General features: G+C 43.2%; 21 protein-coding genes. 17 read left to right on the top strand and 4 right to left on the bottom strand.

Features of this window, described 5'->3' with window-relative positions; translation table 11 throughout:
• Positions 1–9 precede the first annotated feature (9 nt).
• Both JMX03_RS13405 and JMX03_RS13400 read right to left on the bottom strand, forming a co-directional pair.
• Positions 10–795, bottom strand: a complete 786-nt coding sequence (locus JMX03_RS13405; protein WP_201597364.1) for a metal ABC transporter ATP-binding protein — start codon at positions 793–795, stop codon at positions 10–12.
• Positions 796–845: 50 nt separating this feature from the next.
• The gene (locus JMX03_RS13400; RefSeq protein ID WP_201598152.1) at positions 846–1,367 is read right to left on the bottom strand and encodes a Fur family transcriptional regulator; all 522 of its coding nucleotides are present in this window, start codon (positions 1,365–1,367) and stop codon (positions 846–848) included.
• Between the two features lie 277 nt (positions 1,368–1,644).
• On the opposite strand from JMX03_RS13400, the gene JMX03_RS13395 reads away from it, so the two are divergent.
• The 13 genes from JMX03_RS13395 to JMX03_RS13335 all read left to right on the top strand — a co-directional run bounded on the left by JMX03_RS13395 (position 1,645) and on the right by JMX03_RS13335 (position 14,277).
• Positions 1,645–2,439 (top strand): metal ABC transporter solute-binding protein, Zn/Mn family, encoded by a 795-nt coding sequence (locus tag JMX03_RS13395; protein WP_227695796.1) that lies wholly within the window; start codon positions 1,645–1,647, stop codon positions 2,437–2,439.
• A 269-nt stretch (positions 2,440–2,708) separates the two neighbouring features.
• Positions 2,709–3,107 carry an ATP synthase subunit I gene (locus JMX03_RS13390; protein WP_201573146.1) on the top strand — a complete coding sequence of 133 codons (399 nt, stop codon included), beginning with the start codon at positions 2,709–2,711 and terminating at the stop codon, positions 3,105–3,107.
• A 690-nt stretch (positions 3,108–3,797) separates the two neighbouring features.
• Positions 3,798–4,673, top strand: a complete 876-nt coding sequence (atpB, locus tag JMX03_RS13385) for a F0F1 ATP synthase subunit A (protein ID WP_201573148.1) — start codon at positions 3,798–3,800, stop codon at positions 4,671–4,673.
• Between the two features lie 40 nt (positions 4,674–4,713).
• Positions 4,714–4,962 carry a F0F1 ATP synthase subunit C gene (gene atpE / locus JMX03_RS13380; RefSeq protein ID WP_201573150.1) on the top strand — a complete coding sequence of 83 codons (249 nt, stop codon included), beginning with the start codon at positions 4,714–4,716 and terminating at the stop codon, positions 4,960–4,962.
• 94 nt (positions 4,963–5,056) lie between these two features.
• Complete coding sequence (locus JMX03_RS13375; RefSeq protein ID WP_201573152.1) at positions 5,057–5,527, top strand: F0F1 ATP synthase subunit B; 471 nt, start codon at positions 5,057–5,059, stop codon at positions 5,525–5,527.
• Positions 5,528–5,540: 13 nt separating this feature from the next.
• Positions 5,541–6,161 carry a F0F1 ATP synthase subunit delta gene (locus JMX03_RS13370; protein WP_201573155.1) on the top strand — a complete coding sequence of 207 codons (621 nt, stop codon included), beginning with the start codon at positions 5,541–5,543 and terminating at the stop codon, positions 6,159–6,161.
• Positions 6,162–6,258: 97 nt separating this feature from the next.
• Entirely contained in the window at positions 6,259–7,803 is a 1,545-nt protein-coding gene (gene atpA, locus JMX03_RS13365) for a F0F1 ATP synthase subunit alpha (protein WP_201597357.1), read from the top strand.
• Between the two features lie 196 nt (positions 7,804–7,999).
• Positions 8,000–8,881: a F0F1 ATP synthase subunit gamma gene (atpG, locus tag JMX03_RS13360; RefSeq protein ID WP_201573161.1), complete on the top strand. Its 882-nt coding sequence runs from the start codon at positions 8,000–8,002 to the stop codon at positions 8,879–8,881.
• Between the two features lie 38 nt (positions 8,882–8,919).
• Positions 8,920–10,353: a F0F1 ATP synthase subunit beta gene (gene atpD, locus JMX03_RS13355; RefSeq protein WP_201597355.1), complete on the top strand. Its 1,434-nt coding sequence runs from the start codon at positions 8,920–8,922 to the stop codon at positions 10,351–10,353.
• Between the two features lie 89 nt (positions 10,354–10,442).
• Positions 10,443–10,859: a F0F1 ATP synthase subunit epsilon gene (locus tag JMX03_RS13350; protein WP_201573167.1), complete on the top strand. Its 417-nt coding sequence runs from the start codon at positions 10,443–10,445 to the stop codon at positions 10,857–10,859.
• A gap of 401 nt (positions 10,860–11,260) precedes the next feature.
• Positions 11,261–11,971, top strand: a complete 711-nt coding sequence (locus JMX03_RS13345; protein WP_201597352.1) for a response regulator — start codon at positions 11,261–11,263, stop codon at positions 11,969–11,971.
• Positions 11,972–12,273: 302 nt separating this feature from the next.
• A complete protein-coding gene (locus JMX03_RS13340; RefSeq protein ID WP_201597351.1) occupies positions 12,274–13,959 on the top strand; it encodes an ATP-binding protein in 1,686 nt (561 codons plus the stop codon).
• Between the two features lie 138 nt (positions 13,960–14,097).
• Entirely contained in the window at positions 14,098–14,277 is a 180-nt protein-coding gene (locus JMX03_RS13335; RefSeq protein WP_201573176.1) for a hypothetical protein, read from the top strand.
• A gap of 6 nt (positions 14,278–14,283) precedes the next feature.
• Here the strand turns inward: JMX03_RS13335 and JMX03_RS13330 are convergent, their stop codons facing one another.
• Positions 14,284–15,750: an ATP-binding protein gene (locus tag JMX03_RS13330; RefSeq protein WP_201597347.1), complete on the bottom strand. Its 1,467-nt coding sequence runs from the start codon at positions 15,748–15,750 to the stop codon at positions 14,284–14,286.
• A 345-nt stretch (positions 15,751–16,095) separates the two neighbouring features.
• On the opposite strand from JMX03_RS13330, the gene rpsP reads away from it, so the two are divergent.
• From rpsP to rplS, 4 genes are all read left to right on the top strand, one after another.
• Entirely contained in the window at positions 16,096–16,365 is a 270-nt protein-coding gene (gene rpsP, locus JMX03_RS13325; protein ID WP_201597345.1) for a 30S ribosomal protein S16, read from the top strand.
• 196 nt (positions 16,366–16,561) lie between these two features.
• Positions 16,562–17,095: a ribosome maturation factor RimM gene (gene rimM, locus JMX03_RS13320; RefSeq protein WP_201597336.1), complete on the top strand. Its 534-nt coding sequence runs from the start codon at positions 16,562–16,564 to the stop codon at positions 17,093–17,095.
• A gap of 78 nt (positions 17,096–17,173) precedes the next feature.
• Positions 17,174–17,965, top strand: coding sequence for a tRNA (guanosine(37)-N1)-methyltransferase TrmD (gene trmD, locus JMX03_RS13315; RefSeq protein ID WP_201597334.1), 792 nt, complete (start codon positions 17,174–17,176; stop codon positions 17,963–17,965).
• A gap of 181 nt (positions 17,966–18,146) precedes the next feature.
• Positions 18,147–18,569, top strand: coding sequence for a 50S ribosomal protein L19 (gene rplS / locus JMX03_RS13310; RefSeq protein WP_201573212.1), 423 nt, complete (start codon positions 18,147–18,149; stop codon positions 18,567–18,569).
• Positions 18,570–18,767: 198 nt separating this feature from the next.
• Here rplS and JMX03_RS13305 read toward each other — a convergent pair whose 3' ends face one another.
• Positions 18,768–19,325, bottom strand: coding sequence for a DUF4442 domain-containing protein (locus JMX03_RS13305; RefSeq protein ID WP_201573214.1), 558 nt, complete (start codon positions 19,323–19,325; stop codon positions 18,768–18,770).
• Between the last annotated feature and the right edge of the window lie 581 nt (positions 19,326–19,906).

Genomic DNA, 19,906 nt, shown 5'->3' with positions numbered 1-19,906 from the left:
ATTATTGTTTTACAGCAAGTCACTTGGGGCTTGATGCTCACAGGCATGATGTCTATGCACATAGGGCTGCTCATAATGATGACCAAACAGTTTTTGAAACTCTGCTGTGATCGCAAGCTCGCTGGGTTGTCCCTCGCAGCAAATATGCTTATTCAAACAAATCACTCGGCGGCTGCCCTTCATCACCCAATGTAAATCATGCGATACGACCAACATTGCACAGCGTAAAAAATCTGGCAATTCATCGATGAATTGATAGAGCCAGACTTCAGTATCAGGATCAAGCCCTTGCATAGGCTCGTCCAATATCAGCAGATTGGGCTTATCCAATAGCGCTCGTGCCAGCAGCACGCGCTGGGTCTCACCACCTGATAAGTGCCCCATTTGCCGTGGCAGTAGATGATTGAGGGATAAGTTATCAAAAATAAACTGCCGTTGCTCAGCGCTCAACCGCCGTTTGTCCGCTTGCTCTAATAGGTCTTTGACCCTTAACGGCAAGATTGGCGGCACAGTGAAGCGCTGCGGTACATAGCCAAGCTGTAGCGGCTGATGCGCAGTGATATGACCTTGCGTGGGCTGGATTAAATCTAAAATGAGTTTAACCAGTGTCGATTTTCCTGCACCATTTGGTCCTATTAGACTGACAGTCTCATTGACGGCAATATCAATATTGATATTGGCGACCAAGCGCTGCTTACCAATATAATAACTCACGTCATTTAAGCTGAGCAGAGGTGTACTGCTGCTTACGCTTAATGCTGGTGGTTGTTCTAGGGCTGATAATAAAAGGCTCATGCGCTCACAATCACTAGGTTAAAGGTTATAAAAATGATAAGTCATAAATGCTACTGACAGTTTTGGCAGCGTCCACTCAGTTCAATGACACTGTGATCGACGACAAATCCTATATCCTGTTCTGCAAAGCTCATCATTTCCTGTACTGGCAAACTACTACATTCCTGTACACGTTGACAGTGCTGACAGATCAAAAATGCAGCTGTATGCTGTGCGCGGGGATGGCAACAGGGAACATAGGCATTGAGTGAAGTGAGCTGATGAATCAAGCCCTCGCTCAATAAAAACTCCAAACTGCGATAGACCGTTGGTGGTGCGACGTTTTTTTGCGTTTGCTTGTTTGCGCTCTCATCTGTTGATTCTAAGCGTATTTGCTGAAGCTGTGTGATTAAGTCATACGCACCCACTGGTTTATTGGCTTGCAGCACCAGTGTATATATCTGCTGACGTAGCGGAGTAAAGCGCACCCCACGCAATCGAGACTGCTCTTTTGCTGCCTCTAAACGCTTAGCCACATCCTGCGGCGTAAAGTGCTGAACATCATGTAAGTGTTCACAAGTAGATGAGATCATTGACACAACACCAACTCCCAAAATTAATAGTGCGTTTTTAATTGTTATAGTATAACATACTACTATTCATAACTTGCTAGGCTTTTCTAAAAAAACAGGTCTAAAATAAAACGGATAGGACACTTATCGCATGTATGTAAATTATCGTCGCTGTATCAGTGCACTTAGCAAAACACACAATAAAAAAAGTCATAAGACATCGTCTGGTTCTGTATCAAGGGTATTTAGATGGTCTAAACGTTGGATGGCCGCGACCCTGATACTGTTTAGCTCAATAATGATGAGTGCGCATGCAGCCACTGTCAGTGTGAGTAATTATCCGTTGTTTTTATTGAGTCAAGCAGTGACGGAAGGCGCACCTTCTGCCAATCAATTGTTACAAGCAGGGGAGGTGGGACATCATGGTAGTATCAGTCCTGGTGACATCAAAGCCATTCAAGAAAGCACCTTTGTCGTATGGTTTGGTGAGTCGCTAGAGAATAACCTCGCATCGAGTTTGAATAATGCGCCCAATGCCATCTCCTTATTTGCATTTAATGCTTTCAATCGCCATCCGTTGCGTGATGTCAAAGGCAAGCCTATTGCGAATACGCTAGACCCACATATTTGGTTAGACCCTGAAAACGCCAAAGCCATTACCCGTGCACTGGCGGTTATTCATAGTCATGCCAATCCACAATATAAAAGCCTATATCAGGCCAATGCAAAAAAATTCGCTCAGCGCATGGATAGGACGGTACAGACCATGCAACAAGGCAGTCAAAAAACATACCCTTACTGGGCCTATCATGACGCTTATCAATATATTGAAGCAAGTTTAGGGCTGCAGATGATTGGAAGCTTAAGTGCTGATCACCATCTTTCTCCCAAAGCCAGTCAGCTGCGCTGGTTAAACGAGCAACGCCCTGCTAAACAAATGTGTTTGGTGGCTCAAAGTGATCCTGCGAAGGGGTTACTTGCCAAACTGCAACCTGTCAACACCACAGTGCAAGCTGAAGATATGAGTGGTAGTAAAACCTTCGTTGACGGATGGTATAATATGGCACAGCAGATACGCAGTTGTATATCTTGAACTGTAATAGACGCTGCAACTTTCCCTAGTTTTTTATCGAAACAGTGAGGTTTGCAGCATTTACTATCTTGTCTTCATTGTATAGGAAGCAAGAAGCGCTCAAAATAACAAACAAAGGTCACATTTTGCTTGCTTAATGATGACTTGCTCCTTATAATAAGTGGCGTTTTATTTTGGTTAAAAGGTTAGACTTGTATAGTGAGCCGTTCACGGATAAGCAGGCTTGTGATGCACTGCTTTTATTCCACCGCTATATCATAGGATAGCTGATGACCAAGCCTGCCAAACGCACGCAAAAAGATAAAATAGGCCTCTACATCAAACGCCAAGCGTGGATACTGTTTATCCTGATTGTTAGCGTTTCGATGCTAGATATTGTTTGGCTGCATAGTGAGCTGATTGTAGCAAAAAGCACCGCTCTTGGTGCTTTGTTAAGCTTTACTTCTCAAGCAATATTTGCAGCATTTGTCTTTTGGTATACTGGCTATCGCGCGCGCCGACATATTGTCAGCCAGCTATATCGTGGTCAGATGGTCAAATGGCTACTGACGGTGTTTGGCTTTGCACTAATTTTTATTACCATACGACCTCTGTCTGCGCCTGCGCTGTTCATCGGTTTTATAGTAATGCAGATTAGCCACAGTTGGATGTTGATGTACGTACGTTAGCCACAACATTACTGTTTGATTGTTAATCCCCATTTAAAACCTCCTTAGTTCATTCAAAATAATAAAAGCACCGTTATACGAAGGTGCTAAGTATATTAAAAATGTTATCCATAGCTAAAATGAGCTCATTAAAAGTCACGCTGTTAGTATGATAGACAGAAAACGGATATAAGTTGATTGTTAGAGAAACAATTTTTTACAATTAAATTACTGGTGTAAAACCATACTGACAAACGATGAACGTGACTAACTTACTCATAAAGCTAATAAAAAACACACAATAGACTTTACATAAATGCAACGCTGCTTTAAGATACTCAGCTAATAATTTCGCTTATAGCCGCTGTATTGAGCGCCGATTTGACAAAATCATAAGCAAATACTCAGATATCACGTTATATGCAGGTACCAAGGGCTAGTAATGAATACTCATAAGCCCTTTTTTGATAGCTAGAATTTATTAAAATGAGTGAAGCTAGTACCGCAAAAAAACAATGGGCTGGATGTTGTTGCTTACATGAGTGCCTTAGCATCATAATTCGCACACAATAGGTCAAGCTAGTAATGCGCTTGCTGCGTTTTTTAAAAGTTTGATTGACCTTGTGTCATTGATATCGCTAATTCACTCATCAGATGACAACCATATTTTTGGTAATTGATTAAATATTTGATTAATAAGAAGCTTACATTATGGCAGCCGAACAATCATCAACAGATTATATCTCTCACCATTTAACCAATTGGACCTATGGCTATCTGCCTGGCGAAGGCTGGAAGGTTGCCTATACCGCAGAAGAAGCGGGACAGATGGGCTTTAATGCTATCCATCTTGACTCTATGCTATGGTCAATCGGTCTAGGTATCTTATTCTGCTGGTTCTTCTGGAAGGTGGCGAAAAAAGTGACCTCAGATGTGCCAAGCAAGACTCAAGCAGCGGTTGAGATGATTGTCGAGTTCGTCGATAATAGCGTGCGCGAGTCTTATAGCGGTACTTCAAAGCTAATAGCACCTCTAGCGTTAACCATCTTCGTCTGGATTTGGTTAATGAACTTGATGGATTTAATGCCTATCGACTTCATCCCAGGTTTGGCTGGCCAGATCGGTGCTGCGATGGGAGCGGGTGGAGGTGATCCACATCACGTCTTTTTCAAAATTGTACCTACAACTGATCCTAACATTACCCTAGGTATGGCTTTTTCAGTTTTCGCACTGATTATCGGTTATAGCATTAAAGAAAAAGGTATCGGTGGATTTCTCGCTGAACTGACGCTACATCCATTTAGCTCGAATAATATTATATTGAAAATTATCTTAATCCCTGTCAACTTCATCCTAGAAGTCGTGACTTTGATTGCAAAACCAATTTCACTTGGCTTACGTCTGTTCGGTAACATGTATGCTGGTGAGTTGGTATTTATTTTGATTGCCTTGATGCCATTCTGGATTCAGTGGGCACTATCAGTACCATGGGCTATCTTCCATATTTTAATTATTACCCTTCAAGCGTTCATTTTTATGATGCTGACGATAATTTACTTATCATTAGCTTCGTCAACTGAACATTAATTAGACACTTCATCAATAAATAGGTAAAGAGGATACATCAATGGATCCAGTATTAGGTAGTTCTACAGTTATCGCAGTTGCAATGCTTATCGGCGCAGGCGCTATTGCAACAGGTATTGGCTTTGCTCTTTTAGGTGGCAAGTTCCTAGAAAGTGTTGCACGTCAGCCAGAGCTTGGTTCACAGTTGCAAACACGTATGTTTATCGTAGCAGGTCTATTGGATGCTATTCCAATGATTGGTGTTGGTATCGCGATGTTACTATTATTCGCTAACCCTCTAGCAGGTTAATCAGAAAGCTCAGTTGTAAGTGTTTGGTTGTCATATTTCTGAGAGCCAAACATGATCAATGAAACTGATTTTTCATTAACAAAGAGGTGATCACGTGAATATCAATTTTACCATCATCGGTCAAGCCATTGCTTTTGCAATATTTGTGGTTTTTTGCATGAAATTCGTGTGGCCACCACTTATTGGCGCCATCAATGAACGTCAGCGTAAGATTGCTGACGGCTTAAATGCCGCTGAAAAAGCAAAAGCAGACTTGGCTACCGCTGAGCAAGATGCAGAGCAGGAGCTTAATGCTGCTAAGGCGAAAGCTGCTGCACTAATTGAGCAAGCGAACAAGAGTGCCAACCAATTGGTTGAAGACGCTAAATCGCAAGCACAAATAGAAGGCGAGCGCATTCGTCAACAAGCACAAGCGTCTATCGACCAAGAAATCAATCAAGCACGCGAATCATTACGTGCTCAGGTCGCTGAACTGTCTGTGCTTGGTGCTGAAAAGATTTTGCAAGATAAAGTCGATGTGCAAAAACATGCCAGCATGTTAGACCAACTGGCGGCTAAGCTGTAACTGTGAGGATATAATGGCTGACTTATCAACCTTAGCACGACCCTACGCTAAAGCCGCGTTTGACTATGCCAATGAACACGGGGTGGTTAATGAATGGGAAAACTTCTTATTTATTGCCAGTGCGATTGTCAATGACAAATCGTTCCACACATTGCTAGACAATCCAGCCGTTTCTGCTGAGCATAAGTCAGCCGCTTTGGTCGATCTTTATGATACACAAGTAGCAAGCGCTAGTGATTCTGCTTTTAAGCGGTTATTAAATGACGCTAAAGGGCATCAGAATACCGACGCCAGCTACCCAAAAGTATCAGCAGCGCTTAGCAACTTCGTTAATCAGCTATCAGAACAAGAGCGTCTGGCGCTGCTTCCTGAAGTTTATGAGCATTATCGTCGTCACAAAGCGCTAAGCTTAAAACAGCTTGACGCTTATGTGACCACGGCCTATCCATTGACTGACGCACAGCGTGAGATGCTTCAAACACGTCTCGCAGCCTCACTGAATGCTAGTGTGGTGATTCATGAGTCGGTTGATCCTAGTCTTTTGGCAGGCGCTACAATCAAAGTCGGTGACAAGGTCATTGATGATTCAATGCGCGGCAAGTTACAACAGTTAAAAACACAGCTAACTGCCTAATGCCATTCATTAACTCAGCCTTGCTAACTGAAGGCTGTGTGAAATAAGAGCATTTAAGTCAGTGGGCGGGTTATCATAAATTAAAGGAAACAAGGCAATGCAACAATTGAATCCAGCGGAAATCAGTAACCTGATTAAGCAGCGTATTCAAGACCTTGATGCGGGTGCAACTGCAAAGAATGAAGGCACGATTGTCAAAGTATCTGACGGTATCGTGCAGATTCATGGTCTTGAAGATGCCATGTACGGCGAAATGATTGAGTTTGAAGGCGAAATCTACGGCATGGCTCTAAACTTAGAGCGTGACTCCGTCGGTGCGGTGATACTAGGCGATTATCTAAAACTACAAGAAGGCCAAAAAGCCTATTGTACTGGTCGTATTCTTGAAGTGCCAGTGGGTCCTGAGTTGCTCGGCCGCGTTGTTGATGCTTTGGGTAATCCTATTGATGGCAAAGGTCCTATCAATGCCAAGATGACTGATAAAGTCGAAAAAATCGCTCCAGGCGTTATTGACCGTCAATCGGTTGATGAGCCAGTAATGACCGGTTATAAAGCGGTCGATACCATGATTCCAATCGGTCGTGGTCAGCGTGAGCTTATCATTGGTGACCGTCAGACCGGTAAAACGGCACTGGCTATCGATACCATCATCGCACAGAAAACTTCTGGTATTAAGTGTGTGTACGTAGCGGTTGGTCAAAAACGTTCTACAATTGCTAACGTCGTGCGTAAGCTTGAAGAGACAGGCGCTTTAGAATATACCACGGTTGTGGTTGCTTCTGCGTCAGAGCCAGCAGCACTACAGTACATTGCACCGTATTCAGGCTGTACGATGGGTGAATACTTCCGTGACCGCGGTGAAGATGCACTAATCGTATTTGATGACTTATCAAAACAAGCGGTAGCGTATCGTCAGATCTCACTACTACTACGTCGTCCGCCAGGCCGTGAAGCATATCCAGGTGACGTATTCTATTTACACTCACGTCTACTTGAGCGTGCCTCACGCGTCAACGCTGACTATGTAGAAAACTTCACTAATGGTGAAGTGAAAGGCAAGACGGGTTCTTTAACCGCACTACCTATCATTGAAACCCAAGCGGGTGACGTCTCTGCATTCGTACCAACCAACGTAATTTCTATTACCGATGGTCAGATTTTCTTAGAATCAAGCCTATTTAACTCAGGTATTCGTCCTGCAGTTAACGCTGGTATCTCTGTATCACGTGTTGGTGGTGCTGCTCAGACTAAGATTATCAAGAAGCTGTCAGGTGGTATTCGTACCGCACTTGCACAGTACCGAGAACTCGCAGCATTCGCGCAGTTTGCCTCAGATTTGGATGATGCCACTCGTGAACAGCTAGACCATGGTGAGCGTGTTACTGAGCTAATGAAGCAGAAACAGTACCAGCCAATGTCTGTCGCTGAACAAGCAGCGGTTATTTATGCATCAAACGAAGGTTTCTTAGCAGACGTACCAGTTGAAAAGATTGGTTCTTTTGAAGAGTCGTTCTTACGTTATATGCGTGACGAACAAAGCGAGCTGATGCGTGAGATTGATGACACTGCAAATTATAATGATGATATTGCAGGTCGTTTAAAGTCAGCAGTTGAGACTTTTAAACAAAACCACAGTTACTAAGTTAATAAAGACTAAGTTAACGGGTTAAGCCGGTTTGGTTGATTGTAGAGAGGCTACTTTGTAGCGAATACAGTGGCGCGATGTCTCATGACAGTCGCGCCGCTCCATCCACAATCAACGGCATGTGACCGCGTAGTGCCACAAGTTATTGTTGCATTCGCCAATGCTTTTTTAACCCTCTTATATTGGAATCATTATGGCAAGCTTAAAAGAAATACGTGCCAAAGTCACCAGTATTAAAAGCACCCAGAAAATTACTCGTGCCATGCAAATGGTAGCGGCGAGTAAGATGCGCCGTGCTCAAGAGCGCATGGACGTGGGTCGCCCGTATGCTGATAGTATGCGCCGGGTTATTTCACATTTGGTGCATGCTTCATCAGATTACAAACATCCGTATATGGTAACGCGTCCAATTAATACAGTGGGCTATATCGTTATCACCTCAGACCGTGGACTTGCGGGTGGTTTGAACATCAACTTATTCAAAGCGCTAACTAATAGTATTGATGACTATCAAAACCAGTCTGTAAAGGCTGAGTTTTCTGTTATCGGTGCTAAAGGCGTCAGCTTCTTCAAAAACTTTGGCGGTAAAGTCACCTCAGCAATCACTGACTATGGCGATAACCCCACGTTTGAACAGTTGAACTCATCTGTACAAGCGATGCTAGAGGACTATGATAACGGTAAAATTGACCGTATCTATGTGGTATATAACAAGTTTGTTAATGCCATGACCCAACAGCCGACAGTTAGTCAGTTAGTACCTTTGCCTGAGGGAACGCTTACTGGTGAAGACAGTGGTATGCGCACTGATCTTAGCTGGGATTATATCTATGAGCCTGACATCAAAACTTTGGTTGATGGCTTGCTAGGGCGCTACATTGAGTCGATTGTCTATCAAGCGGTAATGGAAAACATTGCCTCTGAACAGTCATCGCGTATGGTCGCTATGAAAGCAGCAACAGATAATGCTGGTGACCTAATTAACGATTTACAGTTGGTTTATAACAAGCTGCGTCAAGCGGCGATTACTCGAGAAATCTCGGAAATCGTTGGCGGTGCTGCTGCTGTTTCATAATTGACTACACCTATATATAGAAGTTCAAGGAGAACGCAATGAATAGCGGTCGTATTGTACAGATCATTGGCGCGGTTATTGACGTTGAATTCAACCGTGACGAAGTACCTCAGATTTATGATGCCCTGCAAGTAGATGGTACCGAAACCACCCTAGAAGTACAGCAACAGCTAGGTGACGGTATCGTACGTACTATCGCAATGGGCTCAACAGAAGGCCTGAAACGTAACCTTCCAGTTACCAATACTGGCGCTCCTATCTCAGTGCCTGTAGGCGTTGGTACGCTTGGTCGTATTATGGATGTTCTTGGTCGTCCTATCGATGAAGAAGGTCCAGTACCTACTGAAGAAAGATGGTCTATCCACCGTGAAGCGCCAAGCTATGCGGAGCAGTCAAACAGTACTGAACTGTTAGAGACTGGTATTAAAGTTATCGATCTACTTTGCCCGTTCGCTAAAGGTGGTAAAGTTGGTTTGTTTGGTGGTGCTGGTGTTGGTAAAACCGTCAATATGATGGAATTGATCAACAACATCGCTCTTAAGCATGAAGGTTTGTCAGTATTTGCTGGTGTTGGTGAGCGTACGCGTGAAGGTAATGACTTCTATCACGAAATGCAAGAAGCTGGCGTTGTAAATACTGAAGACTTTAGCAAATCTAAAGTTGCGATGGTATATGGTCAGATGAATGAGCCACCAGGTAACCGTTTACGTGTTGCACTGTCTGGTCTAACCATGGCTGAATACTTCCGTGATACCAAAGATCCTGAAACGGGTAAAGGTCGTGACGTGTTATTGTTCGTTGATAACATTTATCGTTACACGCTTGCCGGTACTGAAGTATCAGCATTGCTAGGACGTATGCCATCAGCGGTTGGTTATCAGCCAACACTAGCAGAAGAGATGGGTCTACTACAAGAGCGTATTACTTCAACTCAGTCAGGGTCAATCACTTCAGTACAAGCCGTATACGTACCTGCGGATGACTTGACGGATCCATCACCTGCAACGACGTTTGCTCACTTGGATGCGACAGTGGTACTGAGCCGTGATATCGCTTCACAGGGTATCTATCCTGCGGTTGATCCACTAGATTCAACCTCACGTCAGCTTGATCCATTAGTGATTGGCGAAGAGCTTTACAACGTTGCTCGTGGTGTGCAAGAAGTATTGCAGCGCTATAAAGAGCTTAAAGATATTATCGCTATTCTGGGTATGGATGAGCTGTCAGAAGAAGATAAACTGGTTGTTTATCGTGCGCGTAAGATTCAGCGTTTCTTATCACAGCCATTCCACGTAGCCGAAGTCTTTACTGGTGCACCTGGTAAATATGTCTCTTTGCGTGACACCATTGCTAGCTTTAAAGCCATCATCGCAGGTGAATATGATGACTTACCAGAGCAAGCATTCTATATGGCTGGTGGTATCGACGAAGTAGTGGCTAAAGCAGAAAAAATGAAAGCTGCTTCAGCGTAAGCGAGAAAAGTAATCGTTAATTAGCAAGTGGTTGAGTATATAAGCCATTTGCTAGTTCGCATCGCAGTTTCGATTGTAAGGAGTTAGGGATGGCAACGTTTCAATGTCGCGTCGTAAGTGCCCGTGAAGAGCTGTATTCAGGGGAAATTAGCATGTTGATCGCTACGGGTACTGAAGGCGAAGTCGGTGTACTAGCAGGTCATACACCGCTCATTACTTTGCTCAAACCTGGCGCGATGCGTGTGCAAACACCAGATGGCGAAGAAGAAGTTATCTACGTATCAGGTGGTGTGCTTGAGATACAGCCAAAGATGGTGACCGTACTGGCAGATACTGCAGTACGTGCGAGCAATCTTGATGAAAGCAAAATCATTCAGGCACGCAAAAAAGCTGAGCAAATGCTCGTGAACCAGTCTGATACGGTTCATACCAATGCGGCATTAGCATCATTGGCCGAGTCAGTAGCACAGCTACAAACCATTCGTAAATATAAAAACCGTGCTTAATTTTAATCAGTAATATTTAACGTTAAGATTTGAGTATTGGTAGTCTATAGATCAAAAAAAACAGTCCATCTTGGACTGTTTTTTTTTGCTAAAAATTTATAAATTGGCAGCGCTTAAAGTTGGATAATAGATTTAGATGAAAACCATTAGCAGTAATTGATAGATTTGGTTATATTAAAGGCACTAATGGGAAAGTGCACATGATTATTGGGTATACATTAAAGGATTATTTGAAGTTGTTTATAGGTTTTGTTAACGACAATAAGCTATAGTATAGGTAGCCGTATGTTTGATAGTATACTGTGTTACCAACTTTGCACCATCCATATGAACATCCATTGTTCCATTTTATTGTGCTATGAACTTCCCTGCTATTAATTTTTACATTAGAGGATATAACAATGACAGAAGAAGACAACACCCCGCGAATTTTAATTATTGAAGATGATGAGCGTCTGGCCATGTTGACGCAAGATTATTTGGTCAAAAATGGTTTGGAAGTGGCGATTGAAACTGACGGTAATCGTGCAATTCGTCGTATCGTTAATGAACAGCCAGATTTAGTGGTGCTTGATGTCATGCTTCCTGGTAGTGATGGTCTCACTGTCTGCCGTGAGGTACGTCCACATTACCAAAACCCAATCTTGATGCTGACTGCACGTACAGAAGATATGGATCAGGTGCTAGGACTTGAGATGGGTGCTGATGATTATGTCGCCAAACCCGCTCAGCCACGTGTATTGCTTGCACGTATTCGTGCGTTATTACGTCGTTCAGAAAACGCGCCATCAGAAGACGTCCCTCAGCGCTTAGAGTTTGGCGAGTTGGTTATTGACAATGGTGGTCGTTCAGTCACGCTTAGTGATGAGTTGGTTGACTTTACCAGTGCTGAATATGACTTGCTATGGCTGCTTGCTTCTAATGCGGGTCGTATCTTGTCACGTGAAGATATCTTTGAGCGTCTGCGCGGTATTGAGTATGACGGACAAGATCGCTCTATCGACGTGCGTATTTCACGCATCCGCCCGAAAATCGGTGATGATCCAGAGAATCCAAAACGTATTAAAACCGTCCGTAGTAAAGGCTATTTGTTCGTCAAAGAAGGCAATTAATTCTACTTGCTCCGATATGGTCGTGCTTTATTGTCAGTTTTATACTAAAAACCAGCGTGAAGCTGGTTTTTTTGTGGCTAGGTTTTAATTTTTAAACTTAATAGAGAGGTTATGTGGTTTAATTAAGCCATAGCTGTGAATGCTCTGTATGTAAGAGGTTTAGCATATTTTCTAGTCAGTATTTATTTTGTAGTGGCTCGACTATAGCAGCTGTCAATTCTTTGTATTTAACCAAGTTTGACCCTATACAAAGCGCTGGATAGGGTCAGCAGTCATTATTTAACAGTTTGGTCACGACGCATATGTCATTAGTTTCTTCTTTAAAACACAGTATCTTTGTTCGAATTTACGCAGGGCTATTAATCGTCTGTTTGTGTGTGGCTTTATTTGCCCAGTTATTGATGGATACCATCAACAAAGAGCGCGTGCAATCCTATCGTGAAAATATGGCAACGGGTGCTTTTTATCTGGTCAGTGAAGGTGTGAGCCGTCAAGAGGATGCAACGCAGCGCGAATATTGGTTAACGGACGCCAGTAGTTTGTTTGGTTCGACTTTTAGGATAATACCCATTGATGAGGTGGACTTCAGCGCCAGTGAACTACGGCGTTTTGATAATGGTGAGACGGTGGTACGCTATATCGGACAAGATAACTATGCTGATATATATCATCGATTACCAGATGCTGATAAGGTATTAACGGTTCGGATATCGCAAGTTACTGAGCAACAAGTACGGGCAATGGCAGTGTTCTTGTTAGATGATTTGTCCTACTATACGACCTTATCGGCTAAACGTGAACGGTTGGCAGTATTAGAAGAAAGATTCTCCTATCCACTTGAGCTAAAAGCCTCAAACACCCTCAACCTCGATAATGATCAAATGATGCGGCTGCGCCGTGATGAAGTCGTTATCTTGTTGCAAGACAGTAGCAGCCAAAGTCAATCTGCTATCAGTGTCGTCGTGCCTTCTGAAATCAATGACATGGCAATTCTAATGGGGCCTGTGCCGCTATTTAACTGGTTTCCACTGAATCTAATCGTCAGTATGATTTTGATTAGTATGTTTTTGATCAGTTTAGGCGTTTACGCTCTTATCTTTCCATTGGAACGAAAATTGCAACTAATCCAAGTAGGGGTCAATGAAGTCAGTCAAGGCAACCTTGATATTCAAGTACAAGTCATCGGTCAAGATGAGATAGCTCGGCTGTCAGCGACCTTTAATGCGATGACCGAACATATTAAGCGCTTGATTGAGTCACAGCGTGAGCTGACCCGCGCTGTTTCCCATGAGCTGCGCACCCCAGTGGCTCGTATTCGCTTTGCAGTAGACATGCTGGCTGACACTGATGATGAAGACTCACGATATATGCAACGTGACTTCATTGATGAAGATATTGAAGCGCTTAATGGATTGATTGATGAGATTTTGACTTACGCTAAGCTTGAAGAGGGGTCTCCAAAGCTTGACCTTGAGCCAGTCAACTTAAAGGAGTTGGTCGAGCAAGTCGTACGTGAAACCAAGGCTTTAGGTAAGTCTATTGAAGTCATTGGTCAGCCGCCCAACGCTAAAGTCACTGCAATAGCGGATCGACGTTATCTACATCGCGTGATTCAAAACCTTGCTGGTAACGCACTGCGTTATGCTGAAACCACCATCGTTATTAGTGCTGGGGTCAAAAAGGGCAATGCATTTGTGAGCGTGGAAGACGATGGACAGGGTATTGCAGAAGAAGATCGTGAAAAAGTATTTGTGCCATTTTCACGCTTAGATGATAGTCGCACCCGTGCATCGGGCGGTTATGGGCTGGGTTTATCCATTGTGTCGCGTATTGCTTTTTGGTTTAGCGGCAGTATGAAAGTTGATGAAAGCCCAGAGCTTGGTGGCGCAAGATTTGTCATGACTTGGCCTGTCAAACCACTCACGCAAACGATTGCAGCGGATCAGCTGACTCAAGAAAAAAGCGAGCGTAGTCTCAGTGATGAGTAGGTAGCTTTAAGAGTCTGAAGTTGATCCAGTCTTCAGTTTTAGTCATCAACAGCGTCTACTTTTGAAAGCTTAACATGATGTATTTAAATTAATGGATTGGTTGAAAGCCATGCATTTAAAACTTAAGAGAGGTCGCGAATGCCTTATATATTTGGCGGACTGGTAGTACTAAACGCACTGTTACTTGGCTACTATCTGTTTTTACAGCAGCCAAGCACGACAGAGAGTGTGCAGTCAGCGCAAGCTGAGCTGACGCATGAGATAACCTTTATCAATAGTGCTGCCCATGCGCCACCACTTATTGGTACTAAAGATTAATAGATATTAATAATAATCGCCATTGATGACATTGCTAGGTGTCGGCACATCGGCTGCAATAGCTTCTTCACCAGCGACTTTAGAGATGAGAGGAATACGGATACAAACTTGTAAACCGCCATCTGGATGATTAACCGCTTCCACTGTACCATGATGTAGTCGCGCAATACGGCTAACAATAGCAAGTCCTAAACCGCTACCCTGAGTGGTACGAGCAGTCTCACCACGCTCAAAAGGTTGCATAATGCGCTCTAGCTGATCTTCTGCTACTCCTGAACCACAATCCCGCACACAGATGATCAGTTGCTCTTGCGCTTCTTTGTTGACCTCACTTTCGCTTATTACGTCAGTATCTTCCGTGGCTGCTGCTTCTGAAAAAAATGGCTCTACGGTTGCAGTCAAGTAAATCGGCGGCTTACCATAACGATTAGCATTATTGACAAGGTTGATCACCAGTCGCTTAATGGATAACGGTCTGACGGGTACGGCCTTATTAAGTTCTGACTGATAAATAAATTTCATGGGTGCAAACTGCACCATGATTTCATTAAATATGACGTCTAAGTTTGTCAGATGCACAGGTTCATCTGAGCCATCCTTCATAAATGAAATAAACTGCTCCAAGATGGCATCCATGTCTTCTATATCATAAATAAGACCTTCACGAAAAAAGTCATCTGGCAGCATCTCAGCGGTCAAACGCATGCGCGTAAGCGGGGTTCGTAGATCGTGGGAGATGCCAGCAAGCATGATTGTGCGCTCTTTTTGCGCTTGATTAAGTGTGGTAAAAAGCTGGTTGAATGCCATGTTAACTTGACGGATCTCGGTAGGACCTGCTCGTGTGGGCAAGGTAGTGGCATGTCCTAGGCTAATATAGTTGGTTGCCGCGCGTTGTAGGTGGCGTAGTGGGCGATTGAGCTGTCGTACCAACAAAACAATCGTTAGTAGCGACAGAATGGGCAGCCCTAATAAAAATAATAGTAATAAAGTCGGGCTGTATTGCGAATAATAAACAACAGGCTCACGAATCCAAAAGCTGTCATCACGGCTGTCTTGTACCCATAGCTGCGGTGTTGGTTTGAATTTAAAATAAACTTCAACAGGACGCCCTAATTGCGCACCAATTTCGTGCTGTAATACATCTGTAAAGACACCTACAAAGGCCTTATCTTCAACCTGTGGAAAATCGCTTGGATTCTCTACCACCACGACATGTGAGTGCTGATAGATCCACTGCTTTACCTGTGGGCTATCTTTCCAGTCTTGTTTGGCGCTATTCATGAGCTGTAACTCAGTGGTTAAATAGCGTGCATGGTTCTTTAACTCTGGCAGATACAGACTGCGCCAAAAAAGCCAGATGGATAGACCAACACTGATGAACACGATGAAAGCGACCATTAAAGTCGTGAGCCAACTATTAGAGTATGAACGTGGTAGCCAGGAGGTAGAGCGCTTTGGTTTTGGCGTAGTCATGAGAATCCAATATTAAGGGTTAGATAAGAGGAGCTGAGTAAATAGCCAGACTGCTTAGGCCCAGATTGCTTAAGCATCGCATAAATGCCTAATATTCTTATCGCTACGATGTCTGGAGCCAAAAAAAGGCTTGTGTGCCAGGTGGTCTATAAGATAACAAGGAGGCTATTTTGAATAGTAGCTGATGTAAGCTGAGTCGTAATTATCAGCATTTTTATTTCAGTTCAGATGCTATTTAAGTTATTGTTATCAAATAATAAAATAAATACAGTTTATGTTTTCAATAAAACAAGACTATGGTATAATTATGCCCTTTTTGGTATACCTGCGAAAGAGAGAATTCACATGGTTGTTATTCGTTTAGCACGGGGCGGTGCCAAGAAACGCCCATTTTATCAAGTAGTTGTTGCTGATCAACGCCGCGCGCGTGATGGCCGCTACATCGAAAACATCGGCTTTTTTAATCCGCTAGCTAAAGAGTCAGAAGAAGCAGTACGCTTAGATATGGAAGCGTACAATGCGTGGGTCGCTAAAGGTGCACAGCCTTCAGATCGCGTTGCTTCATTGGCAAAAGCTTACAATAAGTCTGCAACTACAACTGAAGAAACTGCTTAAGTTTTGGTTATTGACTATAGATGGCGTGAAATCTGCGCTGCCTTAGTGAGTAGACTTTAGAAGACATAGCGTAGCTGGTATTACCAGTGTACGCCATTAACTGTTTTTGCTGCTCCATTTTATTGTTAGTTTGATTGTTGTTTTGGCAATCGCTGTTCTAACTGTCATTGGTTTAATTACGTTTAGGTTAGCCGTTATGTCATCTGCACCAGACGCCAGCACCCTCATGAAAATTGGTCAGCTCAAAAAGCCTTACGGCATTAAGGGCTGGTTATGGGTGTTTAGTGACACAGATGATCGCTCGGCTATCTTTGATATGCAGCCGTGGTGGATTAAAACCGCTACCGGTATTAAGCCATTGACTGTCAGTAAGTGGCGTCAGCAAGGAACAGGGCTTGTTGCTCAGTTTGAGCAAGTTCCTGATCGTAATATTGCTGAAACCATGAACGGTGTTGCTATCTGGGTCGCACAAGACGTATTGCCAGAACTGGCAGAAGACGAGTTTTATTGGTCAGATCTGCTGGGCATGCGAGTTGTGAACGAGCAAGATGAGTATCTTGGTAATATTACTGAAATGTTTGATAATGGTGCCCACGATATTATGCGTGTGGCTACCAACTCAGACAGTTTGGATAATGAAGAGCGCCTGATACCTTGGCATAAGCAAACTGTAGTGCAAGTTGATATGACTGGCAAAACAGTCCTTGTGGCGTGGCCAAGCGACTATTAATTTGACGTCAGTCTGGTTGAGTGATGGTCGTTATTCAGAGCCTTGTTAGCAAACAATCGTTATTTAGACAGAGGTCAGATGTATTTTGCCGTGATTAGTATTTTTCCTGAGATGTTTGCGACGATCCGTGAGTTTGGTATCACGGGACGAGCAGTAACTCAGGAGCAAGTCACGATTGAGTGCATTAATCCACGTGATTATACCACTGATAATTATCGCCGTATTGATGAACGTCCTTATGGCGGTGGCCCTGGTATGGTCATGATGGCTGAGCCACTCGCACAAGCCATTGACGATGCGCGTTTGCGAGCAAGCCAGCATGGTTGCCGTATTGATAGTGAGCATTGTCCTGTGATTTATATGTCACCGCAAGGGCAGACGCTCAGCGAAAGTAGTGTGGTCAGTATGACTGAGTATGACGGCATGATTCTGTTATGTGGTCGTTACGAAGGTATTGATGAGCGCCTATTATCGCAATATGTTGATATGGAAGTATCGATTGGGGACTATGTTCTGACTGGTGGCGAGCTGCCAGCGATGGTACTGATGGATAGTGTGATACGTCGTTTGCCTGATATTATGGGTGATGACAAGTCAGCAGAGCAAGACTCGTTCGTCGATGGCTTGCTTGATTGTCCACACTATACCAAGCCGCATGAGTTTGCCGGTATAACAGTACCTGAGGTGCTTTTATCTGGACATCATGCAAACATCGCTCAGTGGCGTTTTTGTCAACAGGTTTCGCGCACCAAGTCGCGGCGTCCTGAATTATGGCAAGCGTTTACCCCGACAGAGCAGCAAGCGAAATGGCTCAAGGCATTGGCAAAACAAAATAGCTCACTAATTAATGAGTCAAAAACAGTTAAGTAAAAAATTACTAGCATTTATACACAGTTAGTATTTTATAATTTTGCGCAATAATAAAACAGGTCATACCATAATGGCCGTTTGCCAACCCCCTTTATGTCGTATCCATTAAGATACGATCAATTATTACAAACAGGTGATACGCGTTAAGCCTCTAATCATCTAATGTGAGGAGATAACTCTCATGAGCAACAAGCATCCATTGGTTCAAAGTATTGAAAACTCGCAGCTGCTTGAACGTCCAGACTTTGCACCAGGCGATACCGTCGTGGTTCAAGTAAAAGTACGTGAAGGTGAGCGTGAGCGTCTACAGGCTTTTGAAGGCGTGGTTATCGCTAAGCGTAACCGTGGTCTAAATTCAGCATTCACTGTGCGTAAAATCTCAAGCGGTGTAGGCGTTGAGCGTGCATTTCAATTGCATTCACCAATCATTGATAGCATTGAAGTGAAACGCCGTGGTGCTGTTCGCCGTGCGAAACTGTACTACTTACGTGAGCGTTCTGGTAAATCAGCACGTATTCGCGAAAAGCTTGGCGGCCGTCCAGCTGCTCAGAAAAAAACTGACGCTGGTGTACCTGATGCGGTTGAAACTGCTCCTGGTATTTAAGTTTAAGCTATGCGCTTAAGCTTGCCGAAGTTGCTAAGCTGCTTATTAGGCAGCTTGGTAATGAAGCAAAAGTAGATACAAGCCCTTATTCATAGGTTTATTTATAAATAAGTAGGCATGCCAAAAAAGACAAAACCCCAATCTGTGCAGATGCCAGATTGGGGTTTTTGTATGTGTGGCTTGCACAGATTATGTTATCTAAGTATCAAGAATATCAATACGGCTACTTTGGTCTTTAGATTTGCTGTGCTTGCGTAAGCGGATATAGATATTTTTAGTCACAGTCGCAATTACCTTTTGCTGACTGTCGACGATATCGGCTTTATATTCACGGAATACAGCCTCTCCATCTTTGGCTAACTCTTGGATAACTCCAATCTCTGTACTGGGTATCTTCATCCGCGTTGTTACTTTGCTAGTACCAGGTGCAATGAATTCAATATGTGAGCTTTTGTCCCATACCACATAAGTGCTGCCTAATTGGTGCATGAGCATGAGCATATAGAAAGGGTCGACCATAGAATACAAACTACCACCGAATTGAGTACCGACAATGTTTTTATTCCAAGCATTGAGCCCCATACTGACCACACACAGGCCTTGATCTAAATCTACATGCTCTACCTTGATACCAGCGCCGACATAAGGCGCGTAGGTATTAATGCGTAGCTTAAGCAAATGTGGTGTCAGTAACGGCATCACGTTTTTTTTGGTTTTGCGTCTTAAGTTTTCTAAGTTTTTAGGTAGCAAGTTCATGTTTTATCCTTTTGTCTTTTGATGATCATGCCAGAAGTGCCCGTTATGCTGGCAGTATAAGTAATGGTTCCATAATCCATAAATAGCGTCGTGTGATTATAGAGTATTTATAATTTTTGCCTGACAACTGGATACTGGCTGAGCAAAAGATAACCATCATAATTAAAAATAACCATGGTCACCAGTCTTAAAGCGTAACGACTGCTAAGCAAAGTCACTTCTTTACAGTCAAACTCACGGTGTTTTTATAGGTTTTAGCGTAAGAATCACTACGATATCAATATTGATAGTATTGAGTACGTATTCGCGTATAGCAAGATATAAAAGCACATTAACCATACTAAAAAATGAGTAGATGAGATAAAAAAACCAGTTAAGCACTAATAAATGTTCGGTATTTAGCTAGTAAACCTCGCATTATACTATTTGATAGCATACAATGGCTGCCAATTTATGTTCGGTGACTTATTTATCAACAAGTCTTGGTAAGTAATACCAAACCCAAAAAGTGCGATTAACTTTGTCAAACTTGCTAACCCTACTAGGAGTAGTACTTGCACAAGTTTTTCGCGCTACTCTAA

The organism is Psychrobacter fulvigenes, assembly GCF_904846155.1.
Taxonomy (GTDB): Bacteria; Pseudomonadota; Gammaproteobacteria; order Pseudomonadales; family Moraxellaceae; genus Psychrobacter; species Psychrobacter fulvigenes.
Note: the sequence above shows the minus strand (reverse complement) of the source record. Positions and strands in the feature narration are given on the sequence as shown.